The sequence below is a fragment of the Bacillus sp. LUNF1 genome (genome assembly GCF_011008975.1).
GTDB classification, from domain to species: Bacteria; Bacillota; Bacilli; order Bacillales; family Bacillaceae; genus Bacillus; species Bacillus velezensis.
In genome coordinates this window covers 3,960,401-3,980,777 of record NZ_CP048876.1, presented here as the reverse complement: position 1 = coordinate 3,980,777, position 20,377 = coordinate 3,960,401, and the positions used below count along the sequence as shown (strand labels likewise).

Genomic DNA, 20,377 nt, shown 5'->3' with positions numbered 1-20,377 from the left:
TATCCGGCACAGCCCTCCTTTTCTTTAAAAATCAGCGCCCTTTCCCTGTTATAGAACACAAAAAAAGAGCATATGGCTCTGACCATTCGTACACACGAAATGTTGAAAACATATAGTATAGTAGAAAAACAGCTTTTCGACAAATTCCACAAGTTGTGGACAACAATCTACACAAGCTGTGTGAAAACAATCCACAACTTATCCACAGTTTGTGGATAAAGAGAATGGGCTGGATAAGTAATTAAGAGTTAAAACACAAATATAATATCAAATTAAGCGAGGACTTGCAATGGTTCTCGTAATCTTATCCACAAACCTGACAACTTGTTGAAAAATCTTTGTCCACAGGAGTTAGCAATGTGAAAATGTTGTCGATAACGACTGTGGATATTAAAAAAAGGCAAAAAAATTATCCACATGTCGTTTTTTCGGGGGAGCGCGGCTTTTTTTGCGTTAAAAAAAGGAATATGAAAAATAAGGTTTCTAAACTGGTTAAGGTATGTTATCCTATTATGGTTGTAAGAAATAAAAGCACTGCTGAAGTTGACAATGAATAGGCAGCACAAATATAATAAGTAAGACTGTCTTTAACAGCTATTCCTCGAGGGAGGTGTCATAAATGAAAAGAACATTCCAACCGAATAACCGTAAACGCAGTAAAGTTCATGGCTTCAGAAGCCGTATGAGTTCAAAAAACGGTCGTCTAGTATTAGCACGCCGTCGCCGCAAAGGCAGAAAAGTATTATCAGCTTAGGCCACTGAATAATGTCAGTGGTCTTTTTTCACATTAAGAGAAAAGTGATGTCATGCGTCGCCCGGTACTGGAGAAATTTCTTCAGTATTCCGGCGGCCCGTTTTTTTTAGATAGAAATAAAAGTTTCTGCGAGTGAATATCGGAGTGAATTAAAGTGAAGAAGCGAAATCGGTTAAAGAAAAATGAAGATTTTCAAAAAGTGTTTAAACGCGGAACGTCTATGGCAAACCGCCAGTTCGTGCTGTATACGCTTGATCAGCCGAAACAGGAAGAGCTCCGGGTAGGGCTTTCTGTCAGTAAAAAAATCGGCAATGCCGTCGTGCGCAATCGGGTGAAGCGGTTAATCAGACAGGCTGTTCAGGAGGAAAAAGAGCTGCTCAAGCCGAAAGATTTTATTATTATCGCAAGAAAACCCGCCGGCGACCTCAGTTTTGAAGAAACGAAAAAGAGTCTGCAGCACTTATTCAGAAAAACCTCATTATATAAGAAATCTTCGTCAAAATAGCTCATATTTTGTTTTCTTCACGTTTTTAAAAGCGCTTCCTTTTATTTGGCGAAAAATGAACGCCATTTGAAACTGAAAGATGCTAAAATACATACAAGGTTCATAAAGATTGGTATAGGAGGAAACGTTCTTGAAAAGGAGAATATGGTTACTACTGAGTATGGTCGGTATGCTCGTGCTGCTGGCCGGGTGCTCGAGTGTGAAAGAGCCGATTACGGCGAATAGTCCGCATTTCTGGGACAAATATGTTGTGTATCCATTGTCAGAAGTCATTACGTACGTAGCGAAACTGACGGGCGATAACTATGGTTTATCGATCATCATCGTTACGATTTTAATTCGTCTGCTGATTCTGCCGCTGATGATCAAGCAGCTTCGAAGCTCAAAAGCAATGCAGGCGCTGCAGCCTGAAATGCAGAAGCTCAGAGAAAAATACAGCTCTAAAGATCAAAAAACGCAGCAGAAGCTTCAGCAGGAAACGATGGCCCTGTTTTCAAAGCACGGGGTGAACCCGCTGGCGGGATGTTTCCCGATCCTGATTCAAATGCCGATTTTGATCGGATTCTACCACGCCATTATGCGTACGCAAGCCATTTCACAGCACAGCTTTTTATGGTTTGACCTAGGAGAGAAGGATCCTTACTATATTCTTCCTATCGTTGCCGGTGTGGCCACTTTTGTCCAGCAGAAGCTGATGATGGCCGGAAATCCGACTCAGAATCCTCAAATGGCAATGATGGTATGGATTATGCCGATTATGATCATCGTATTTGCGATCAACTTCCCGAGCGCGCTTTCTCTGTATTGGGTAGTCGGAAACCTGTTTATGATTGCTCAGACATTCCTTATTAAAGGACCTGACATTAAACACGATCCGGAAACGCAGAAAGCGGGAGGAAAGAAAAAGTGAAGAAGGTGACTGCTGCGGGACGGAATGTCGAAGAAGCAGTTCAATCAGGCCTTCAGGAACTTCAACTGACGAAAGATCAAATAGAAATAACGGTGGTGCAAGAAGAATACAAAGGGTTTTTGGGTATTTTCGGGAAAAAGAATGCGATCGTAGAACTGGAAGAGAAAAGAAATCCTGTTCAGGAAGCGAAAGCGTATTTGGAAGAAATCATCCATTCCATTGCCGGACCTTCTGAGATTGTTACGGAAGAAAACAAGAAAACAGTCTGTTTTCACATTAAAGGTGAAAAAGCGGCGCTGCTTATTGGCAAAAGAGGACAAACACTCAATGCCCTGGAAACATTGACGCAGCTTGTTTTGAACCGCGGCTCCGGCCAGTATCGCCAAGCCGTTGTCGACGCTGAGAATTATCGGCGGAAAAGAAGAGAAATTCTGGATCAGCTGGCAAACAGGCTGGCCAAGCAAGTGTCGAAAACGAAAAAAGATATGCATTTAGAACCGATGCCGTCAGGTGAAAGAAAAATCATCCATGACGCGCTGTCAAAGCATCCAAATATCAAAACTTTTTCTACCGGTGAAGGCCGGTACCGCCATCTCGTTATTTCCCATAAAGATAGCAGAAAACCGAAGTCCGGGTAAAATCGGAACTTCGGTTTTTTTATTGGTAAAAATGGCTCTATTCCTAAGCAGAATCGCATTTTTTGCGTTTAAGTTTTTTCTTTTTCGGTCTATGCTGTTGATAAAAAAGGTTTTAGGAAATAAAATTAATTGTTATTCACATGTGGATAAGTTAAAGTAATAAGGGATGAATTTCTGCCTTTGTGGATAACGTATCTTCCACTTCAAACCAAACTATGTTATCTTTTAATTTTGGCGTAAATAAAATTTTTTATATAGATGGAAACAGAGATAAAGAGAGGTGAACAGCATGGATACAATTGCAGCGATTTCAACTCCGATGGGTGAAGGCGCGATCGCGATCGTTCGGCTGAGCGGCCCGGAAGCCGTAGAGATCGCCGACAAAATGTACAAGGGTCCGAAAGGCAAAACGCTCAGTTCGGCAGAATCGCATACCATTCATTACGGGCATATCGCGGACAGCACGACGGGACGGATTATTGAGGAAGTCATGGTGTCTGTTTTAAGAGCGCCCAGAACATTCACAAGGGAAGATGTCATTGAAATCAATTGTCACGGAGGTATTGTGACGGTTAATCAGGTGCTCCAGCTTGCTTTAAGAGAAGGTGCGAGACTGGCAGAACCCGGTGAGTTTACGAAGCGCGCATTTTTAAACGGACGGATTGACCTATCACAGGCGGAAGCGGTGATGGATCTGATCAGGGCCAAAACGGACCGTGCCATGAATGTCGCCATGAACCAGATGGAAGGACGGCTTTCCGCACTTGTCCGCCGTCTGCGTGATGAGTTGTTAGAAACACTTGCCCATGTTGAGGTTAATATAGATTATCCGGAATATGATGACGTCGAAGAAATGACGCATCAGCTTTTAGTGGAGAAGGCAAGCGGCGTGAAGAAAGAAATCGAGGCGCTGCTCCGTACGTCTGAGCAGGGGAAAATTTTGCGTGAGGGACTGTCTACCGTGATCATCGGCCGTCCGAACGTCGGAAAATCCTCTCTGCTTAACAGCCTTGTCCATGAAACGAAGGCGATCGTAACCGATATTCCGGGAACGACGCGTGATGTGATTGAGGAATATGTCAACGTGCGAGGCGTGCCGCTTCGGCTTGTCGATACCGCGGGAATCCGTGAGACAGAAGACATCGTCGAAAGAATCGGTGTGGAACGGTCACGGCAGGTTCTGAAGGAAGCGGATCTCATTTTGCTTGTGCTTAACCACAGCGAAGAGCTTTCTGAAGAAGATGTGAAATTGTTTGAAGCGGTTGAGGGAATGGACGTCATTGTCATTATGAATAAGACGGACCTTGAGGCTAAGATTGACGCTGAACGCGTCAAGGAACTGGCGAAAGGCCGGCCTGTCGTCACGACCTCATTGCTGAAAGAAGAAGGCATTCAAGATTTAGAGGAAGCGATTCAGTCGCTATTTTATACAGGAGCGATCGAAAGCGGAGATCTCACCTATGTCAGCAACACCCGTCATATCTCGATTCTGCATCAGGCAAAGCAAGCGATTGATGATGCGCTGAACGGAATTGAACAGGATGTTCCGATTGATATGGTCCAAATTGATTTGACAAGGTGCTGGGAGCTGCTGGGCGAAATCATCGGTGATGCCGTCCACGAAAGCTTAATTGATCAGCTCTTTTCACAATTTTGTTTAGGTAAATAAAAGGGAGGAAAAAACCATGGGGTATGAAGCAGGCCAATACGACGTGATTGTCATCGGCGCCGGGCATGCCGGTGTTGAGGCTGCCCTCGCATCCGCGCGCCAGGGAGCCAAAACGCTTGTTTTGACGATTAATCTTGATATGGTTGCGTTTATGCCATGTAATCCGTCTGTCGGCGGCCCCGCGAAAGGGATTGTCGTCCGCGAAATTGACGCGCTCGGCGGAGAAATGGCTAGAAATATAGATAAAACTCATATTCAAATGAGAATGCTGAATACAGGAAAAGGTCCGGCCGTACGGGCGCTGCGTGCGCAGGCGGATAAATTCCAATATCAGCACGAAATGAAGCATACGCTGGAAAAAACACCGAATTTGACACTTCTTCAAGGGATTGCCGAGCGTTTAATCATTGAAGACGGAGAGTGCCGCGGTGTCATTACGCAAACCGGTGCTGAATACAAGGCAAAAACGGTCGTGCTGACAACCGGAACGTATTTAAGAGGGCGGATCATTCTCGGTGATTTGTCTTACTCAAGCGGCCCGAATAACCAGCAGCCGTCTATTAAACTTTCTGAGCACTTAGAGGAGCTTGGTTTTGATCTCGTCCGTTTTAAAACGGGCACGCCTCCTCGTGTGTCAAGCGATTCCATTGATTACAGCAAAACAGAAATCCAGCCGGGGGACCCGGTTCCGCGCGCTTTCTCATATGAAACGGTTGAATACATTACCGATCAGCTGCCTTGCTGGCTGACTTACACGAGTCCTGAGACTCATGAGATCATCGACAGCAACCTGCATCGTTCGCCAATGTATTCCGGTATGATTAAAGGAACGGGACCGAGATACTGCCCTTCGATTGAAGATAAAGTCGTTCGGTTTAATGATAAACCGCGTCATCAGATTTTCCTCGAGCCGGAAGGCAGAAATACGCAGGAAGTATACGTTCAAGGTTTATCCACGAGTCTTCCTGAGGACGTGCAGCAGCGGATGCTGGCGACCATTCCGGGACTGGAAAAGGTGCAGATGATGAGAGCCGGATACGCGATTGAGTATGACGCGATTGTACCGACGCAGCTCTGGCCTACACTGGAGACGAAAAAAATCCCTAACCTGTACACAGCCGGTCAAATTAACGGTACATCAGGTTATGAGGAAGCGGCCGGGCAAGGAATTATGGCAGGGATCAACGCAGGCCGCAAAGCGCTTGGAAAAGAAGAAGTGATCCTCAGCCGTTCCGATGCTTATATCGGTGTATTGATTGATGATTTGGTAACGAAAGGAACCAATGAACCGTACCGTCTGCTGACTTCACGGGCGGAATACAGACTGCTGCTCCGTCACGACAACGCGGATCTTCGTCTGACGGAAATCGGCCACGATATCGGCTTAATTTCTGATGAGCGCTATGAAGCATTTGAGAAGAAAAAAGCGGCGATCGAGGCGGAGAAAAAACGTCTCTGGTCTGTTATTATCAAGCCGTCTCCTGAGAATCAGGAATATATCCGTTCACTCGGTGGAAGTGAGCTGAAAGACGGAGTGCGCGGCACAGATTTAATGAAACGTCCGGAAATGAACTATGAAACAGTGACAAAACTTGCGCCTGCAGATTCTCCGGTTCCGCAAGATGTGGCGGAACAAGTGGAAATTCAGGTGAAATATGAAGGATATATCGAAAAATCCTTGCAGCAAGTGGAAAAGCTGAAGAAAATGGAAAACAAAAAAATCCCTGATCGGATTGATTATGACGCCATTAAAGGAATTGCTACTGAAGCCCGTCAAAAGCTGAAAGAAGTGCGTCCTTTATCAGTTGCTCAAGCGTCCCGTATTTCCGGCGTCAATCCGGCAGACATTTCAATCCTGCTGGTATACCTGGAGCAGGGCCGTATTGCCAAGGTAGCTGAATAGAAAGGATGACGGCATGAATATAGAGGAATTTACATCCAGTTTAGCGGAGAAAGGGATTTCCCTTTCTGACCGCCAGCTGGAGCAATTCGAGTTGTATTACCGGATGCTCGTGGAATGGAACGAAAAAATGAATCTGACATCCATCACTGAGAAAAAGGAAGTTTATCTCAAGCATTTTTATGATTCGATAACGGCGGCATTTTATATTGATTTTGAAAAGGTCACCACTCTTTGTGATGTTGGCGCCGGCGCCGGTTTTCCAAGCCTGCCCATCAAAATCTGCTTCCCGCATCTGCATGTCACCATCGTCGATTCACTGAATAAGCGGATTACGTTTTTGGAAACTCTCTCTGATGCTTTACAATTAGAGCATACGACATTTGTCCATGACAGAGCGGAGACATTCGGACAGCGGAAAGACGTCCGGGAAAGCTTCGATCTCGTGACGGCCCGTGCGGTGGCGCGTCTGTCGGTCCTGAGTGAGCTTTGTCTGCCGCTGGCCAAGAAAAACGGCGTATTTGCGGCACTAAAAGCAGCAGCAGCTGATGAAGAGCTGAAAGCGGGGCAAAAGGCGATTAAAGTATTGGGAGGAGAGCTTGAACAAGTTCATTCCTTTACACTTCCTGTTGAAGAAAGTGAACGGAACATTATGATCATTCGCAAGACGAAAAGCACTCCGAAAAAATATCCGAGAAAACCGGGTACTCCAAATAAATCGCCAATTGAAGGGTAATTTAGACAGCCTGATGTGACAATTCCATCATATTTTCTGCAAAATTGATGAAGATACAGCAGGAAAAACCATGAGAAAATAGAATTATAAAAATGGCAGTTTTTAAAGGTGGTGTAGGTACATGAAGCATTCATTCTCTCGTTTCTTCGGGTTTGGTGAGAAGGAAGAGGAACCGGAGATAGCTGAGCATGATACAAACAAAGAAGAGATACTCGAAATACCGGTACATGCTATCGTTCCCAACCGTTTTCAGCCACGCACCATTTTCTCAGATGAAAAAATCAAAGAGTTAGCAATGACTATCCATACACACGGCATCATTCAGCCGATTGTTGTCAGACATACAGAAGATGAAGGACAATATGAGCTCATTGCGGGTGAAAGGCGCTGGAGAGCGGTACAGACGCTTGAATGGGAGAAGATTCCCGCAATTATTAAAGATTTTTCTGATACGGAAACAGCATCTGTCGCTTTGATTGAAAACCTGCAAAGGGAAGAATTGTCCTCCATTGAGGAAGCTCATGCGTACGCAAGGCTGTTAGAACTTCATGATTTAACACAGGAAGCCTTGGCGCAGCGCTTAGGAAAAGGCCAGTCAACGATTGCGAACAAGCTCCGATTGTTAAAGCTCCCGGAACCCGTCCAGGATGCGATTATGGAGAAAAAAATTACGGAACGTCATGCAAGAGCACTGATTCCGCTCAAACAGCCGGAGCTTCAGGTCACATTGCTTGCGGAAATCATTGAGAAAAGCTTAAACGTTAAGCAGACGGAAGACAGAGTGGTAAAAATGCTTGAACAGAATAAGCAGAAACCAAAGCCGAGACGCAAAGCGTTCAGCAGGGATACAAGAATTGCGATGAATACGATTCGTCAGTCACTGTCTATGGTAGAAGACAGCGGAGTCAGACTGAATACTGAAGAAGAAGAATTCGAAGAGTACATCCAGCTTACCATTCGGATACCTAAATAAAAACTCTCCTGATCAGCAGGGGAGTTTTTATTTTAATCAAAAAACTATTTTGAGATAATGATAGATTTATTGTGCACTATACATTATATATGTAAAAATTTATCTTTTTATGTCGTGAATTGTCTTTTTACAGTCAAAAAAGTCACTTTATCGGAGAACTTATATTAGAAAGTGTCTTTTTCGTTTACATTTTTTTCACTTGCTGATAAACAAATTATGAAAAAAATAAAACGCTTTACTCTTTTTTTGATAAGATAGAAACAAGACAGTACATGTTCATGTGAAGGTAGGTGACATCGTGGGAAAAATCATAGCAATTACGAACCAAAAAGGCGGAGTCGGAAAGACGACGACTTCTGTTAATCTGGGGGCTTGCTTGGCTTACATAGGTAAAAGGGTTCTTCTTGTTGATATTGATCCGCAGGGCAATGCAACGAGCGGATTAGGGATTGAAAAAGCCGATGTGGATCATTGTGTGTACGACATTTTAGTAGATGATGCAGATGTTACAGATATTATTAAACCGACTTCAGTAGAGAACTTAGATGTCATTCCGGCCACGATCCAGCTTGCGGGAGCGGAAATCGAATTGGTTCCGACGATCTCACGGGAGGTCAGGCTGAAAAGAGCATTAGAATCTGTGAAACAAAATTACGATTACATGATTATTGATTGTCCTCCGTCTCTCGGGTTATTAACGATTAATGCGCTTACCGCTTCAGATTCAGTCGTTATCCCGGTTCAGTGCGAATACTACGCTCTTGAAGGATTGAGTCAATTATTAAATACAGTTCGGCTTGTGCAAAAACATTTAAATACCGACTTAATGATAGAAGGAGTGCTTCTGACGATGCTTGATGCCAGAACGAACCTCGGCATTCAAGTGATAGAGGAGGTAAAGAAATACTTTAGAGATAAAGTGTATCAAACCATTATCCCTCGCAATGTCCGTTTAAGTGAGGCGCCGAGTCACGGCAAGCCGATCATATTATACGATCCGCGTTCGAGAGGTGCGGAAGTATATTTAGATTTAGCAAAGGAAGTGGCAGCGAATGGCTAAAGGCGGGCTCGGAAAAGGGATTAACGCGTTGTTTAATCAGGTTGATTTGTCTGAAGAGACAGTGGAAGAGATTAAAATCAGTGATTTACGTCCCAATCCTTATCAGCCAAGAAAACAATTTGACGATGAGTCATTAGCTGAACTGAAGGAATCCATCATTCAGCATGGCATTCTTCAGCCCATTATCGTGAGAAAATCATTAAAGGGCTATGATATTGTAGCCGGCGAACGCCGTTACCGCGCCGCAAAACTTGCCGGTAAAGAGACAGTGCCGGCTATCGTGCGGGATTTATCTGAATCGCTGATGCGGGAAATCGCTCTTTTGGAAAACCTTCAGCGTGAAGACTTATCACCGCTTGAAGAAGCTCTGGCATATGACTCACTGCTGAAACATTTGGATTTAACCCAGGAACAGCTCGCTAAACGGCTTGGGAAAAGCAGGCCTCATATTGCCAACCATTTAAGACTGCTGACGCTGCCGGAAAGCATCCAGAACCTCATTGCAGAAGGTACGTTATCCATGGGACACGGCAGAACCTTGCTTGGTTTGAAAAATAAAAACAAGCTTGAACCGCTTGTGAAGAAAGTGGTTGAAGAACAGCTGAACGTCCGTCAGCTTGAGCAGCTGATTCAGCAGTTAAACAGCAATGTTCCACGTGAAACAAAGAAAAAAGAACCTGTTCAAGATGTTGTGTTAAAAGAGCGGGAATCGTATTTGCAAAATTACTTCGGAACAACAGTAAATATTAAGAGACAAAAGAAAAAAGGGAAGATTGAGATTGAGTTTTTCTCAAATGAAGATCTTGAACGTATCCTGGAACTATTGTCTGAAAGAGAAGCGTAAAAACCATCTTTTTATAAAAAGATGGTTTTTTATATACGTCTTGTCAGCTTATGAAACGGACTGAGCCGTTCCTGCAGGCCTTCTGATTTATCTGTCAGCTGTAACCCCTCTGCTAAAACATTTGCCATGCTCATAACAAGATGAAGCCTCGTATTCTGCAGGACAAAATACTCCATAAACCCGCTGACATTGACGATTCCGTTGATATGGACGTCACCGATTTCAGGAAGGTCTTTTTGAACACCTGCTCCGGGCTTCAGCGGCCCATCGCCGATTTGAAATGACCCTACGCTTTTGACGCGGCCTAAACAAGCATCAACCGCTATAATAAACGGATTTTTATGTAGATGTTGAATATCTTTCAGCTTGTCTTTCATATTGACGGCGTGAACAGGATCTGACAGCGTGCCGTAAACGTGCAATCTGCCTAAATTCATTTTTTCTAACTTTGTTCCTACGAGCGGACCTAATGAATCTCCGGTCGACCGATCTGTACCGATACACACGGTGACTAACGGTCTGCCGGCTGCTTTACGTAAAGATGAAGTAAGGATCGCTTGTATTTGATTCGCAGCAGAAGAATCCGTATGAGAAACATATTGTTTTGCCCGTTCTTGAGAAAAAAGCCCGCCTTTTCGATTCATAAGGTTCACTTCCTTGTCATGTCATACGAGTAATACATTGTTGTTTTTGGTGTTGTATGGTTGTTTACAGTATATCCAGCGCTGCCTTTTTTTATGCTTATGTCATGATGAGCATGCCGGTTGTTTGAAAAGAGCGGGATAGAAAAAAGAACTCAGAGCAGTTATTCTCTAAGTTCATGAAAGAAATAAGACCATTTGATCTATGTCGACATATTGCTGATGATCTAATTTCAGCGCTCTTTTTTCTGTAGAGAAGAGGATAAATCCTAACTGAGCGTAGAGTTTTTTTGCGGGTTCATTTGTTGAAGTAACAGAGAGATGGAGCTGTTCTGTGTCTTTCATCTTTTTTGCCTGGCCGATGGCTTCTGTCAATAAAGCTTTTCCCGCGCCTGACCCTCGGTGTTTGGGAGAAATATACATAGAACCGATAACCGCAATGTGTCTTAGTTTAAACAGCGGATGCTTGGAGATCTTGAGGATTCCTATCAGTCTGTCTTTTTCAAAGGCGCCAAGCACGATAGCATTGCCGGCTTCAAGCCTGGCTTTGAATTTTTCGGACGGCCATTCTTTCTCCTCCTCATAGCTGACGGCGAATGCGTCGGGGTGATCTTTTAAAGCTTTGAGCCTGATATCGGAGTAAGGCTGGGTATCACTTGCGGTTAAACGCCTGATGTACATGATTTGAGCTCCTTATATAAATAAAATTTTCTGAATAGTTAATCGTCGTTATCATACCATATTTGTCCCATTTGTATGAATGTTTGCCGCTGTCACTCAATATAGTAGCAATATGCGGAGATGATCAGAAATTTTATGAGGTGATGAGGGTGTGGAGAGCCGGGATGAAGTGGATGCTGCTCATATTAAGCAGCCAGATTGGGGCTGGATATGCAAGCGGGCAGGAAATATGGCAGTTTTTCGGTGTCGAAAGCGGACTGGCTATTGTATTGTTTACAGTCATGTTTACGATTTCGGCTTATATTGTGTTGAAGATCAGCTATCGGGTTCAATCAACGCACTTTTTACCTGTGCTTGAGCATTTGATGGGGCCGGCTCTTGCTAAAGTCTATGATGTGCTTATTATGTTTTATTTGTTTTCAATGACGATGGTTATGATTGCCGGCGGCGGTGTGACGCTGCAAATGTACAAGCTGCCGTTTTGGATCGGTATTTTTCTTCTTTGCATTGTGACCGTCGGTTTATTCTTTTGGGATATAAAAGGAATATTATCTTTGAATAGTATTTTGATACCGATTCTTGTAGCGGGGCTGTTATATGCATTGGTCTTTTTTCAGACAACCCATCATTACACGTGGACGATAGATTTGACCCGCCAGTATAATTGGCCGGCAAGCATTACCTTCACGTCCTTAAACATCCTTTCTGTTGTCGCTGTTCTTTCTTCAATCGGGAAAGATATGAAGGGACTGGGAGAAGCGAAAATCGCAAGCGTTGCAAGCGGACTGATTTTCGGTATGATTTCATTTGTTTACAATGAAACGCTTGTACAGCTTGCGGGCAGTCTTACACAATATGAGATTCCTCTTTTCGCCGTCCTTGAAGGCGCTCCTTATCCGTTATTTCTTTGTATGGCAGCCGTGCTTTTTTTAGCCATCTATACGACAACCGTGACCGGTCTGTTCGGGCTGTCCAGCCGCATGCTTGCATTTGTGAAATTGCCGAGATGGACGCTCGTATCTCTTCTTTTAGCTGTGATGGTGCCTTTTACGACAATCGGTTTTTCAGATTTGATCGCCATTTTATATCCCATTTACGGGCTTTTAAGTCTTTATTTGCTGGTATGTCTTCTTCTTTACCCTATTTTAGGGAGATGGAAAAAAGTATAATGCTCATTTTGAGTGCGGCCGTTGCTCTTATCCTGTCTTTTTTTGTACAATAAATAAAGCAGTCTATGGAGAGAGGTGAAGGGTCTTGGCGGATAAAGACTTTGGCCTGAATGATATTGTTGAAATGAAGAAACCGCATCCTTGCGGTGAAAACAGGTGGAAAATCATTCGGATGGGAATGGATATTCGGATCAAATGCACGGGTTGTTCCCACAGTGTTATGATTCCGAGAAGAGATTTTGAGAGAAAGCTGAAAAAAGTACTCGTCAAGCATGAGGAGCCTACATCATAAGGGCTGGCGCTCATGCTTTTTCATATAGAGGAGAGGAAGAGGCCCGATGAGCAAAGTGCATCAGTCAGCGTGCCCGCTGAATTGCTGGGACAGCTGCGGCTTTTTGGTGACAGTTGAGGATGGAAAGGTGACGAAAGTAGACGGAGACCCGAATCATCCCATTACAGAAGGGAAAATTTGCGGCCGTGGCAGAATGCTGGAGACGAAAACGAATGCGCCGGAACGGCTTCGTTTTCCTTTAAAAAAGAAAGACGGCGAATTTGTCCGCGTTTCCTGGGAGCAGGCGTTAGATGAAATCGCGGAAAAAATGGCGGTGATTAAGGAGACGTTGGGCACTGCCGCAGTGCTGCACAGTCATGATTACGCCAATAACGGTCTTTTGAAGGCGCTCGACCAGCGTTTTTTCAATGGATACGGCGGTGTGACGGAGATTGCAGGCAGCATTTGCTGGGGTTCCGGCATTGAAGCGCAGCGCTGGGATTTCGGGCGTTCTTACGGGCATGGACCGCTTGATATTTATCACAGCAAGCATGTGATCGTATGGGGCAGAAACGTGTCCCGGACGAATATGCACCTCTATCATCATCTGCAGCAGGTGAAGAAAAAAGGAGCGACACTGACGGTCATTGATCCTATTTTTAACCCGACTGCAAAGCTTGCCGATCGGTATATATCCGTCAAACCCGGCATGGATGGCTGGCTTGCGGCGGGTGTTTTAAAAATATTATGCCAAACCGGCAGAACCGATTCTGATTTCATTCAAAGGCATTCGGTCGGTTTTGAAGAAATAGAAAAGCTTCTGCAGACGATTTCTTTTGAGGAGATCATTGAGAAAACAGAAACGTCTTTAGAAGTGCTAGAATATCTTGCTGATTTATATGCTGACGGTCCCGCCTCCACTTTTATGGGTCTTGGGATGCAGAGATATAAAAACGGGGGCGGGACGATACGGTGGATTGACGCTTTAGCTGCGGCGAGCGGAAATGTCGGTATCAAAGGCGGCGGCGCAAACTTCGGAAATGTGCAAGTCGGTGAAAGCTTTGCAAAGGCCGAGCTCACCCGTCCCGATTTGAAGAAAAGTTCGAGAACGTTTTCGATGATGACTCAAGCCGAAGAGGCGCTGAATGCAGCCGATCCGCCGATTGAGATGATCATCGTGACGTGCGGCAATCCGCTGACACAGGTGCCGAATACAAAAAAAGTGAAGGAAGCGTTTGAAAAAACACCGGTCACAGTGGCCATTGATTCAGTCATGACCGATACGGCGAAGCTCTGTGACTATGTGCTGCCGACGGCCGTTGTTTTCGAAGAGGAAGATATTTATTATTCCAGCATGTATCATCACTATGTTCAATATGGCAAGAAGCTTGCGGAACCGCAGGGAGAGGCAAAATCAGACCGCTGGATCTGGACGGAACTCGCAAAGCGTCTCGGATTCGGGGAACTCTTTGATTACAGTACGGAAGATTTCTTAAAAATGGGGCTCTCTTCTTTGGAGAAAGAAGGAATCACCCTTGAGCAATTAAAGGAAAAAGGACATATGCCGCTTCCGGTCAAACAGGTTCCGTGGAGTGATTTTCAATTTTTAACCCCGAGCGGAAAATTTGAATTCGTCTCGTCACTGGCAGAAGAGAAAGGATACAGCGGCCTCCCTCAATTGGAAGTGCCGGAGGAGTCTGTTTATCATGACGCCGGACTGGCCGGGAAATATCCGTATACGCTGCTGTCCATTCACCCGCAGCGCTCCAATCATTCACAGCACGTGCCGTTTATTGAAAAGCTTCAGCAGATTCAGGTGGATCTGTCGCCGGATATCGCCGAGGAGCTTTCACTTCAAGACGGAGATACGGCAGAGGTATACAATGACCGCGGCCGTCTGCGCGGCAGGGTGAAAATCATGAAGCAGGCTCACCCGAAGACAGTAAATATAGATGAAGGCATGTGGGCGGCATTCGGAGGCTCCGTCAACATGCTCACAAAGGATTCAAATTCCGATAATGGAATGGGAAGTACGCTTTTTGACTGTCTGGTAGCGGTTAAAAAAGGATAATCTAAGGAGAGAGAGGGCGGGAAATGCTTTTTTCTCAGCTTGTCTTTTCCTATGAACCTCCTTATAATTGCTCTAGGTTTACAATACGTTTATATGATGATGGTTTGATATAGAGGAGATGAAAGAATGGCTTTAACTGCTGGAATTGTCGGTTTGCCGAATGTCGGAAAATCGACGTTATTTAATGCAATTACCCAGGCTGGTGCCGAATCAGCCAACTACCCGTTCTGTACAATTGATCCGAACGTGGGAATCGTGGAAGTGCCGGATGAACGTCTGCAAAAGCTGACTGAATTGGTGAACCCGAAAAAAACGGTGCCGACTGCGTTTGAATTCACTGATATCGCGGGGATCGTAAAAGGCGCATCTAAAGGTGAAGGACTCGGAAATAAGTTTCTTTCTCATATCCGTCAGGTTGATGCGATCTGTCACGTTGTACGCGCGTTCGCTGATGACAATATTACGCACGTGTCAGGGAAAGTCGATCCGATTGACGATATTGAAACGATCAATCTTGAATTGATTCTTGCCGACATGGAGACAGTCGAAAAACGCATCACGCGTGTAAGCAAGCTTGCTAAGCAAAAAGACAAAGAAGCGGTTTTTGAATTTGACATTCTGTCTAAATTAAAAGAAGCTTTCGAACAAGAAAAGCCTGCCCGTTCCGTTGAATTTACGGAAGAACAGCAAAAGCTTGTGAAGCAGCTTCATTTGCTTACGTCAAAACCCGTGCTTTATGTGGCAAATGTAAGCGAGGATGAAGTGGCTGATCCTTCAGATAATGAATATGTTGCGAAAATCCGGGAGTACGCCGCGGGTGAAAACGCCGAAGTTATCGTCGTCTGCGCGAAAATTGAGTCTGAAATTGCTGAATTGGAAGGCGAAGAAAAGCAAATGTTCCTTGAGGAGCTCGGCATCGAAGAATCAGGTCTTGATCAGCTGATTAAAGCGTCATACTCTCTTCTCGGCCTTGCGACATACTTTACGGCGGGCGAACAGGAAGTGCGCGCATGGACATTCAGAAAAGGCATGAAAGCTCCTGAGTGTGCGGGTATCATCCACACTGACTTTGAACGCGGCTTTATCCGCGCTGAAACGGTTGCTTATGAAGACCTTTTGGCAGGCGGCGGAATGTCCGGAGCGAAAGAAGCCGGAAAAGTGCGTCTGGAAGGTAAGGAATATGTAGTCCAAGACGGAGATGTCATTCATTTCCGATTTAATGTATAGGACACAGTTGTAAAGGGACAAGAGCTTTGGTATAATATAAACTTGTGAGTAATAGAATTATTGCTCCTTGCCCATTATAGGGCCGCTTAGACCAAAAGGAGGTGCAAACAGATGAAAAAGTACGAAGTTATGTACATTATCCGTCCGAACATTGACGAAGAGTCAAAGAAGGCAGTTATCGAGCGTTTCAACAACGTATTAACTTCTAACGGAGCGGAGATCACTGGAACAAAAGATTGGGGTAAACGTCGTCTTGCTTACGAAATCAACGATTTCCGTGACGGTTTCTACCAAATCTTAAACGTTCAGTCTGAAGCTGCAGCGGTTGCTGAATTCGACCGTTTAGCTAAGATCAGTGACGATATCATTCGCCACATCGTTGTTAAAGAAGAAGAATAAGCAATTTGAAATATATAATGTTAAAAGGTGGTCTTTCATATGCTTAACCGAGTTGTATTAGTCGGAAGACTGACAAAAGACCCAGAGCTTCGTTATACGCCAAGCGGTGCGGCTGTCGCCACGTTTACTCTTGCTGTGAATCGTACATTCACGAACCAGTCCGGAGAACGTGAAGCCGATTTCATTAATTGTGTCACTTGGAGAAGACAAGCCGAAAACGTTGCAAACTTTCTTAAAAAAGGAAGCCTTGCCGGCGTAGACGGCCGACTCCAGACAAGAAATTATGAAAACCAGCAAGGACAGCGTGTCTTCGTGACAGAAGTCCAAGCTGAAAGTGTTCAATTTCTTGAGCCTAAAAACAACGGCGGTTCTGGATCAGGCGGATACAACGAAGGAAACAGCGGCGGAGGCCAATACTTTGGCGGAGGCCAAAATGATAATCCGTTCGGCGGAAATCAGAACAACCAGAGACGAAATCAAGGGAACAGCTTTAATGATGATCCATTTGCCAACGACGGCAAGCCGATTGACATCTCGGATGATGATCTTCCGTTCTAATAGATTATCGCTATATTCATAACGAGAAAGGTGGGAAATGACAATGGCAGGAGGACGCAGAGGCGGTCGTGCGAAACGCCGTAAGGTTTGTTACTTCACTTCTAACGGCATTACGCACATCGATTACAAAGATGTAGATCTTCTTAGAAAGTTTGTTTCTGAGCGTGGTAAAATCTTACCTCGCCGTGTAACTGGAACACACGCGAAATACCAACGTAAATTGACTATCGCGATTAAACGCGCACGTCAAATGGCTTTACTTCCATACGTAACTGGCGAGTAAGCCGAAAGAAAAGAGCAAGAGCCCGCGGGCTCCTGCTCTTTTTTTATATCAGTCCCCCTCCATCCTGCCGAATGTTTCACATGAAACATGGAAGTGCTTCTTACACCTTTGTTATCTTGCTCCTCTATTCAAAAACGCGTACTTAGGCAATGAATTTGTTTATACTGAAAAACAGGGGGTGGCTGAGATGGAGACAGACAGAAATATCCTGACTGATGAAAAGTGGAGCGCAATCATACGCAATGATGCTTCTTATGACGGAGTATTTTATTATGCAGTAAAAACGACGGGGATTTTCTGCCGGCCTTCTTGTAAATCGAGAGTTCCGAATAAAGAAAACGTACTGGTGTTTGATACGGCTGATGCAGCGCTCGATAAACATTTTCGTCCCTGTAAAAGGTGCCGGCCGAACGGTCTTCGTCTTCCTGATGAAGAATGGATTGCTCAAATCATTGAATACATTGAACGCCATTATCACGAATCCCTGACTCTGAGTGTACTGGCCGAAATGTGTCACGGCAGCCCCTATCATTTACAGCGGACATTTAAAAAAATCAGGGGAATATCCCCGATTGAGTATATACAGAAAATAAGATTGTCGAAGGCGGAACACCTTTTAAAGCATACTGATATGACAGTCATGGAGATCGCTCTGACTGTCGGAATTCCAAACACAGCGCATTTCGCGACTCTTTTTAAAAAGAGAACCGGGAGTTCGCCCACAGAATACCGAAAAACCGCCAAAATGGGACAGGGAGGTTCAATATGAGTAAAGAGCCTATGATCTATTGGACACTCTTCACACGGAATGATTGGAGCCTTTATACAGCCGCCACATCTAAGGGGCTTTGCTTTATAGGCTCAAATTATGGAAGCTTTGAAGAGTTTGAGCAGTGGGCAAAAAAATCACTGCCGCAATACCGATTGGCACGTGATGATGAAAAGCTGGCGCCTTATACGGCAGAGCTGTCCGAGTACATTGAACATGGCAGATCAGTTTTTTCAGTGCCGGTGGATCTTTACGGGACAGAATTTCAGCTTGCTGTATGGAAAGCGCTTATGGACATACCGTACGGCGAGACATACTCCTATTCGAATATAGCAGAAATGATTCAGAAACCGGCAGCTATAAGAGCCGTGGGCGCAGCGATTGGAAAAAATCCGGTATTGATTACGGTTCCGTGCCATCGCGTCATCGGAAAAAACGGGAAACTGACCGGATTCAGAGGCGGTTTAGAAATGAAAAAGCAGCTGCTGGCGTTAGAGGGCGGAAACATTGAAACACTGGAATACCGGCTGAGCCGGACAGGAGGGATCACATGAAACTGATTTCTTGGAATGTAAACGGCTTGCGTGCCGTGATGAAAAAAATAGATATCAATACTTACGTTCAGGAAACGGAAGCCGATATTCTATGTCTGCAAGAAACAAAAGTACAGGACGGACAAGTATCATTACAGCCTGAAGGATATCACGCCTATTGGAACTATGCGGTGAAAAAAGGCTACTCAGGCACGGCTGTTTTTTCGAAAGAAAAGCCGCTGCACGTGTTCTATGGACTGGGGATTGACGATCATGATCAAGAAGGACGGGTGATCACGCTTGAATTTGAGAACGTGTTTGTCGTCAACTGTTACACGCCGAATGCCAAACGCGGATTAGAGCGAATTGATTACCGTCTTCAATGGGAAGCCGATTTTAAGGATTATCTGCAGAAGCTTGACCGGAAGAAGCCCGTGATCTTATGCGGCGATCTGAATGTCGCACACAGGGAGATAGACTTAAAAAAGCCGAAAGCCAACCGGAAGAACGCCGGCTTCTCAGAGCAGGAGCGGGAAGCGTTCAGCGCCCTGCTGAACGCGGGATTTACCGACTCATTCCGCTATTTATATCCTGATCGGGAAGGCGCCTATTCCTGGTGGTCTTACAGGACGAACGCACGTGAGAAAAACATTGGCTGGCGGCTTGATTACGTCATTGTTTCAGACAGACTGAAGCCGCGGATCAACCAAGCGGCCATTTGTGCCGATATCATGGGTTCTGACCATTGCCCTGTTGAAATGACATTGGATTTATGATGAGATAGCAGTAAGAGAAATCCACTCTTGCTGCTTTTTTATCACCGAAAATGGAGGAGCACATGGCAAATATAAAAGAGATTGCAAAACTGGCGAATGTGTCGGTGGCTACCGTATCACGCGTGTTAAACCGACACCCGTATGTATCTGAGGAGAAAAGGCGTCTTGTGAATCAAGTGATGAAGGAGCTGGATTATACCCCTAATCGAACCGCCATTGATCTGATTCGCGGAAAGACCAATACAATCGGCGTGATTTTGCCGTACAGCGACCATCCCTGCTTTGACAAAATTGTAAACGGTATCACGAAGGAAGCGTTTGCCCATGATTACGTGACAACCCTTCTCCCCACCAACTATGACCCCGCTATAGAGATGACCTATTTCGAACTGCTGAAAATGAAAAAAGTTGACGGACTGATTGTCACGTCCCACGCGAATGAATGGGAAACCGCCGTGCCTTACCTGGAATACGGCCCCATTGTCGCTTGTGAATATACACAGCATCAAGAGATTCCCTGCGCTTATAATGACAGGCAGGAAGCATACAGAGAAAGCTTTTTGTATTTGAAAAACCGCGGACATCAAGACGTTGCTTTTACATGTGTGCGGGGAGCGGAAAAAAGCCCGAGTACGGCCGACAAGGTAACCGCTTATAAGGCGGTTTTCGGCTCTCTTGATGAAACCCGCATTCTGGTCGGATGCCATGATATGGACGACGGAAAGCGGGCGGGTGAGCACTTCTGGGGTTTCGACAAGGCGCCGACGGCCATCTATGCGCACAGTGATGACGTGGCTGCCGGCTTGTACCAGTTTGCGAAAGAACAAAAATGGGACGCGGAGATCATCGGAGAGGGAAATCTGAGCGTCAGCCGGGCATTGAATATTCCATCCCTGGAACTTCATTTGGAACGGGTCGGAAAGGAAGCATTTTTATTGTTTTTTCACGAAGAAACGGCTAAAAAACAAATTATGCATCAATTTCAGCGGAAAAAGTCTTGAGCTGAAATG

The 20,377-nt window shown here is 45.0% G+C and carries 23 protein-coding genes; 21 read left to right on the top strand and 2 right to left on the bottom strand.

Annotated features, from left to right (window positions below; all coding sequences use genetic code 11):
* Positions 1–619 precede the first annotated feature (619 nt).
* The 10 genes from rpmH (at position 620) to G4O42_RS19755 (ending at position 9,989) form a co-directional block, all read left to right on the top strand.
* The gene (gene rpmH / locus G4O42_RS19800; protein ID WP_003178075.1) at positions 620–754 is read left to right on the top strand and encodes a 50S ribosomal protein L34; all 135 of its coding nucleotides are present in this window, start codon (positions 620–622) and stop codon (positions 752–754) included.
* A 154-nt stretch (positions 755–908) separates the two neighbouring features.
* Positions 909–1,259 carry a ribonuclease P protein component gene (rnpA, locus tag G4O42_RS19795; RefSeq protein ID WP_004392944.1) on the top strand — a complete coding sequence of 117 codons (351 nt, stop codon included), beginning with the start codon at positions 909–911 and terminating at the stop codon, positions 1,257–1,259.
* A gap of 160 nt (positions 1,260–1,419) precedes the next feature.
* Positions 1,420–2,169, top strand: a complete 750-nt coding sequence (gene spoIIIJ / locus G4O42_RS19790) for a YidC family membrane integrase SpoIIIJ (RefSeq protein WP_007409906.1) — start codon at positions 1,420–1,422, stop codon at positions 2,167–2,169.
* Positions 2,166–2,807, top strand: a complete 642-nt coding sequence (gene jag, locus G4O42_RS19785) for an RNA-binding cell elongation regulator Jag/EloR (protein WP_032875304.1) — start codon at positions 2,166–2,168, stop codon at positions 2,805–2,807. The genes spoIIIJ and jag overlap by 4 nt, the downstream gene beginning before the upstream one ends.
* Before the next feature lie 289 nt (positions 2,808–3,096).
* On the top strand, positions 3,097–4,476 hold the full coding sequence (gene mnmE / locus G4O42_RS19780) for a tRNA uridine-5-carboxymethylaminomethyl(34) synthesis GTPase MnmE (protein WP_007615094.1): 1,380 nt from the start codon (positions 3,097–3,099) through the stop codon (positions 4,474–4,476).
* 16 nt (positions 4,477–4,492) lie between these two features.
* Positions 4,493–6,379, top strand: a complete 1,887-nt coding sequence (gene mnmG, locus G4O42_RS19775; RefSeq protein WP_007615086.1) for a tRNA uridine-5-carboxymethylaminomethyl(34) synthesis enzyme MnmG — start codon at positions 4,493–4,495, stop codon at positions 6,377–6,379.
* Positions 6,380–6,392: 13 nt separating this feature from the next.
* Positions 6,393–7,112 carry a 16S rRNA (guanine(527)-N(7))-methyltransferase RsmG gene (gene rsmG / locus G4O42_RS19770; protein WP_007409901.1) on the top strand — a complete coding sequence of 240 codons (720 nt, stop codon included), beginning with the start codon at positions 6,393–6,395 and terminating at the stop codon, positions 7,110–7,112.
* Positions 7,113–7,233: 121 nt separating this feature from the next.
* Positions 7,234–8,085, top strand: coding sequence for a nucleoid occlusion protein (gene noc / locus G4O42_RS19765; protein WP_007615083.1), 852 nt, complete (start codon positions 7,234–7,236; stop codon positions 8,083–8,085).
* Positions 8,086–8,383: 298 nt separating this feature from the next.
* Positions 8,384–9,145, top strand: coding sequence for a sporulation initiation inhibitor protein Soj (gene soj / locus G4O42_RS19760; protein WP_007409899.1), 762 nt, complete (start codon positions 8,384–8,386; stop codon positions 9,143–9,145).
* Positions 9,138–9,989, top strand: coding sequence for a ParB/RepB/Spo0J family partition protein (locus tag G4O42_RS19755; protein WP_032875307.1), 852 nt, complete (start codon positions 9,138–9,140; stop codon positions 9,987–9,989). Before soj ends, G4O42_RS19755 begins: the two co-directional genes overlap by 8 nt.
* Positions 9,990–10,018: 29 nt before the next feature.
* Here the strand turns inward: G4O42_RS19755 and yyaC are convergent, their stop codons facing one another.
* Together yyaC and G4O42_RS19745 are read right to left on the bottom strand one after the other, a co-directional pair.
* On the bottom strand, positions 10,019–10,633 hold the full coding sequence (gene yyaC / locus G4O42_RS19750) for a spore protease YyaC (protein WP_032875310.1): 615 nt from the start codon (positions 10,631–10,633) through the stop codon (positions 10,019–10,021).
* A gap of 174 nt (positions 10,634–10,807) precedes the next feature.
* The gene (locus G4O42_RS19745; protein ID WP_032875313.1) at positions 10,808–11,311 is read right to left on the bottom strand and encodes a GNAT family N-acetyltransferase; all 504 of its coding nucleotides are present in this window, start codon (positions 11,309–11,311) and stop codon (positions 10,808–10,810) included.
* Positions 11,312–11,454: 143 nt separating this feature from the next.
* On the opposite strand from G4O42_RS19745, the gene G4O42_RS19740 reads away from it, so the two are divergent.
* The 11 genes from G4O42_RS19740 (at position 11,455) to G4O42_RS19690 (ending at position 20,368) form a co-directional block, all read left to right on the top strand.
* The gene (locus G4O42_RS19740; RefSeq protein WP_087920784.1) at positions 11,455–12,480 is read left to right on the top strand and encodes a YkvI family membrane protein; all 1,026 of its coding nucleotides are present in this window, start codon (positions 11,455–11,457) and stop codon (positions 12,478–12,480) included.
* 85 nt (positions 12,481–12,565) lie between these two features.
* Positions 12,566–12,772 carry a DUF951 domain-containing protein gene (locus G4O42_RS19735; protein WP_004392973.1) on the top strand — a complete coding sequence of 69 codons (207 nt, stop codon included), beginning with the start codon at positions 12,566–12,568 and terminating at the stop codon, positions 12,770–12,772.
* Between the two features lie 46 nt (positions 12,773–12,818).
* Positions 12,819–14,822 (top strand): molybdopterin-dependent oxidoreductase, encoded by a 2,004-nt coding sequence (locus G4O42_RS19730; RefSeq protein WP_032875323.1) that lies wholly within the window; start codon positions 12,819–12,821, stop codon positions 14,820–14,822.
* 126 nt (positions 14,823–14,948) lie between these two features.
* Positions 14,949–16,049, top strand: a complete 1,101-nt coding sequence (gene ychF / locus G4O42_RS19725) for a redox-regulated ATPase YchF (RefSeq protein ID WP_004392975.1) — start codon at positions 14,949–14,951, stop codon at positions 16,047–16,049.
* A 111-nt stretch (positions 16,050–16,160) separates the two neighbouring features.
* Positions 16,161–16,448, top strand: coding sequence for a 30S ribosomal protein S6 (gene rpsF / locus G4O42_RS19720; protein ID WP_004392977.1), 288 nt, complete (start codon positions 16,161–16,163; stop codon positions 16,446–16,448).
* A gap of 39 nt (positions 16,449–16,487) precedes the next feature.
* The gene (gene ssbA, locus G4O42_RS19715) at positions 16,488–17,006 is read left to right on the top strand and encodes a single-stranded DNA-binding protein SsbA (protein ID WP_007615071.1); all 519 of its coding nucleotides are present in this window, start codon (positions 16,488–16,490) and stop codon (positions 17,004–17,006) included.
* 43 nt (positions 17,007–17,049) lie between these two features.
* On the top strand, positions 17,050–17,289 hold the full coding sequence (gene rpsR / locus G4O42_RS19710) for a 30S ribosomal protein S18 (protein WP_029325793.1): 240 nt from the start codon (positions 17,050–17,052) through the stop codon (positions 17,287–17,289).
* 187 nt (positions 17,290–17,476) lie between these two features.
* Positions 17,477–18,058, top strand: coding sequence for a bifunctional transcriptional activator/DNA repair enzyme AdaA (locus G4O42_RS19705; protein ID WP_032875326.1), 582 nt, complete (start codon positions 17,477–17,479; stop codon positions 18,056–18,058).
* Positions 18,055–18,612: a methylated-DNA--[protein]-cysteine S-methyltransferase gene (locus G4O42_RS19700; RefSeq protein WP_032875329.1), complete on the top strand. Its 558-nt coding sequence runs from the start codon at positions 18,055–18,057 to the stop codon at positions 18,610–18,612. The genes G4O42_RS19705 and G4O42_RS19700 overlap by 4 nt, the downstream gene beginning before the upstream one ends.
* Entirely contained in the window at positions 18,609–19,367 is a 759-nt protein-coding gene (gene xth / locus G4O42_RS19695) for an exodeoxyribonuclease III (RefSeq protein ID WP_032875332.1), read from the top strand. Before G4O42_RS19700 ends, xth begins: the two co-directional genes overlap by 4 nt.
* Positions 19,368–19,429: 62 nt before the next feature.
* Entirely contained in the window at positions 19,430–20,368 is a 939-nt protein-coding gene (locus tag G4O42_RS19690) for a LacI family DNA-binding transcriptional regulator (protein ID WP_032875335.1), read from the top strand.
* Positions 20,369–20,377: the final 9 nt, after the last annotated feature.

Coding starts and splice junctions, on each gene's coding strand:
- rpmH (WP_003178075.1), top strand. CDS start 620: ATGAAAAGAACATTCCAACCGAATAACCGTAAACGCAGTAAAGTTCAT.
- spoIIIJ (WP_007409906.1), top strand. CDS start 1,420: ATGGTCGGTATGCTCGTGCTGCTGGCCGGGTGCTCGAGTGTGAAAGAG.
- mnmE (WP_007615094.1), top strand. CDS start 3,097: ATGGATACAATTGCAGCGATTTCAACTCCGATGGGTGAAGGCGCGATC.
- mnmG (WP_007615086.1), top strand. CDS start 4,493: ATGGGGTATGAAGCAGGCCAATACGACGTGATTGTCATCGGCGCCGGG.
- rsmG (WP_007409901.1), top strand. CDS start 6,393: ATGAATATAGAGGAATTTACATCCAGTTTAGCGGAGAAAGGGATTTCC.
- noc (WP_007615083.1), top strand. CDS start 7,234: ATGAAGCATTCATTCTCTCGTTTCTTCGGGTTTGGTGAGAAGGAAGAG.
- G4O42_RS19755 (WP_032875307.1), top strand. CDS start 9,138: ATGGCTAAAGGCGGGCTCGGAAAAGGGATTAACGCGTTGTTTAATCAG.
- yyaC (WP_032875310.1), bottom strand. CDS start 10,633: ATGAATCGAAAAGGCGGGCTTTTTTCTCAAGAACGGGCAAAACAATAT.
- G4O42_RS19745 (WP_032875313.1), bottom strand. CDS start 11,311: ATGTACATCAGGCGTTTAACCGCAAGTGATACCCAGCCTTACTCCGAT.
- G4O42_RS19740 (WP_087920784.1), top strand. CDS start 11,455: ATGAGGGTGTGGAGAGCCGGGATGAAGTGGATGCTGCTCATATTAAGC.
- G4O42_RS19730 (WP_032875323.1), top strand. CDS start 12,819: ATGAGCAAAGTGCATCAGTCAGCGTGCCCGCTGAATTGCTGGGACAGC.
- ychF (WP_004392975.1), top strand. CDS start 14,949: ATGGCTTTAACTGCTGGAATTGTCGGTTTGCCGAATGTCGGAAAATCG.
- rpsF (WP_004392977.1), top strand. CDS start 16,161: ATGAAAAAGTACGAAGTTATGTACATTATCCGTCCGAACATTGACGAA.
- ssbA (WP_007615071.1), top strand. CDS start 16,488: ATGCTTAACCGAGTTGTATTAGTCGGAAGACTGACAAAAGACCCAGAG.
- rpsR (WP_029325793.1), top strand. CDS start 17,050: ATGGCAGGAGGACGCAGAGGCGGTCGTGCGAAACGCCGTAAGGTTTGT.
- G4O42_RS19705 (WP_032875326.1), top strand. CDS start 17,477: ATGGAGACAGACAGAAATATCCTGACTGATGAAAAGTGGAGCGCAATC.
- G4O42_RS19700 (WP_032875329.1), top strand. CDS start 18,055: ATGAGTAAAGAGCCTATGATCTATTGGACACTCTTCACACGGAATGAT.
- xth (WP_032875332.1), top strand. CDS start 18,609: ATGAAACTGATTTCTTGGAATGTAAACGGCTTGCGTGCCGTGATGAAA.
- G4O42_RS19690 (WP_032875335.1), top strand. CDS start 19,430: ATGGCAAATATAAAAGAGATTGCAAAACTGGCGAATGTGTCGGTGGCT.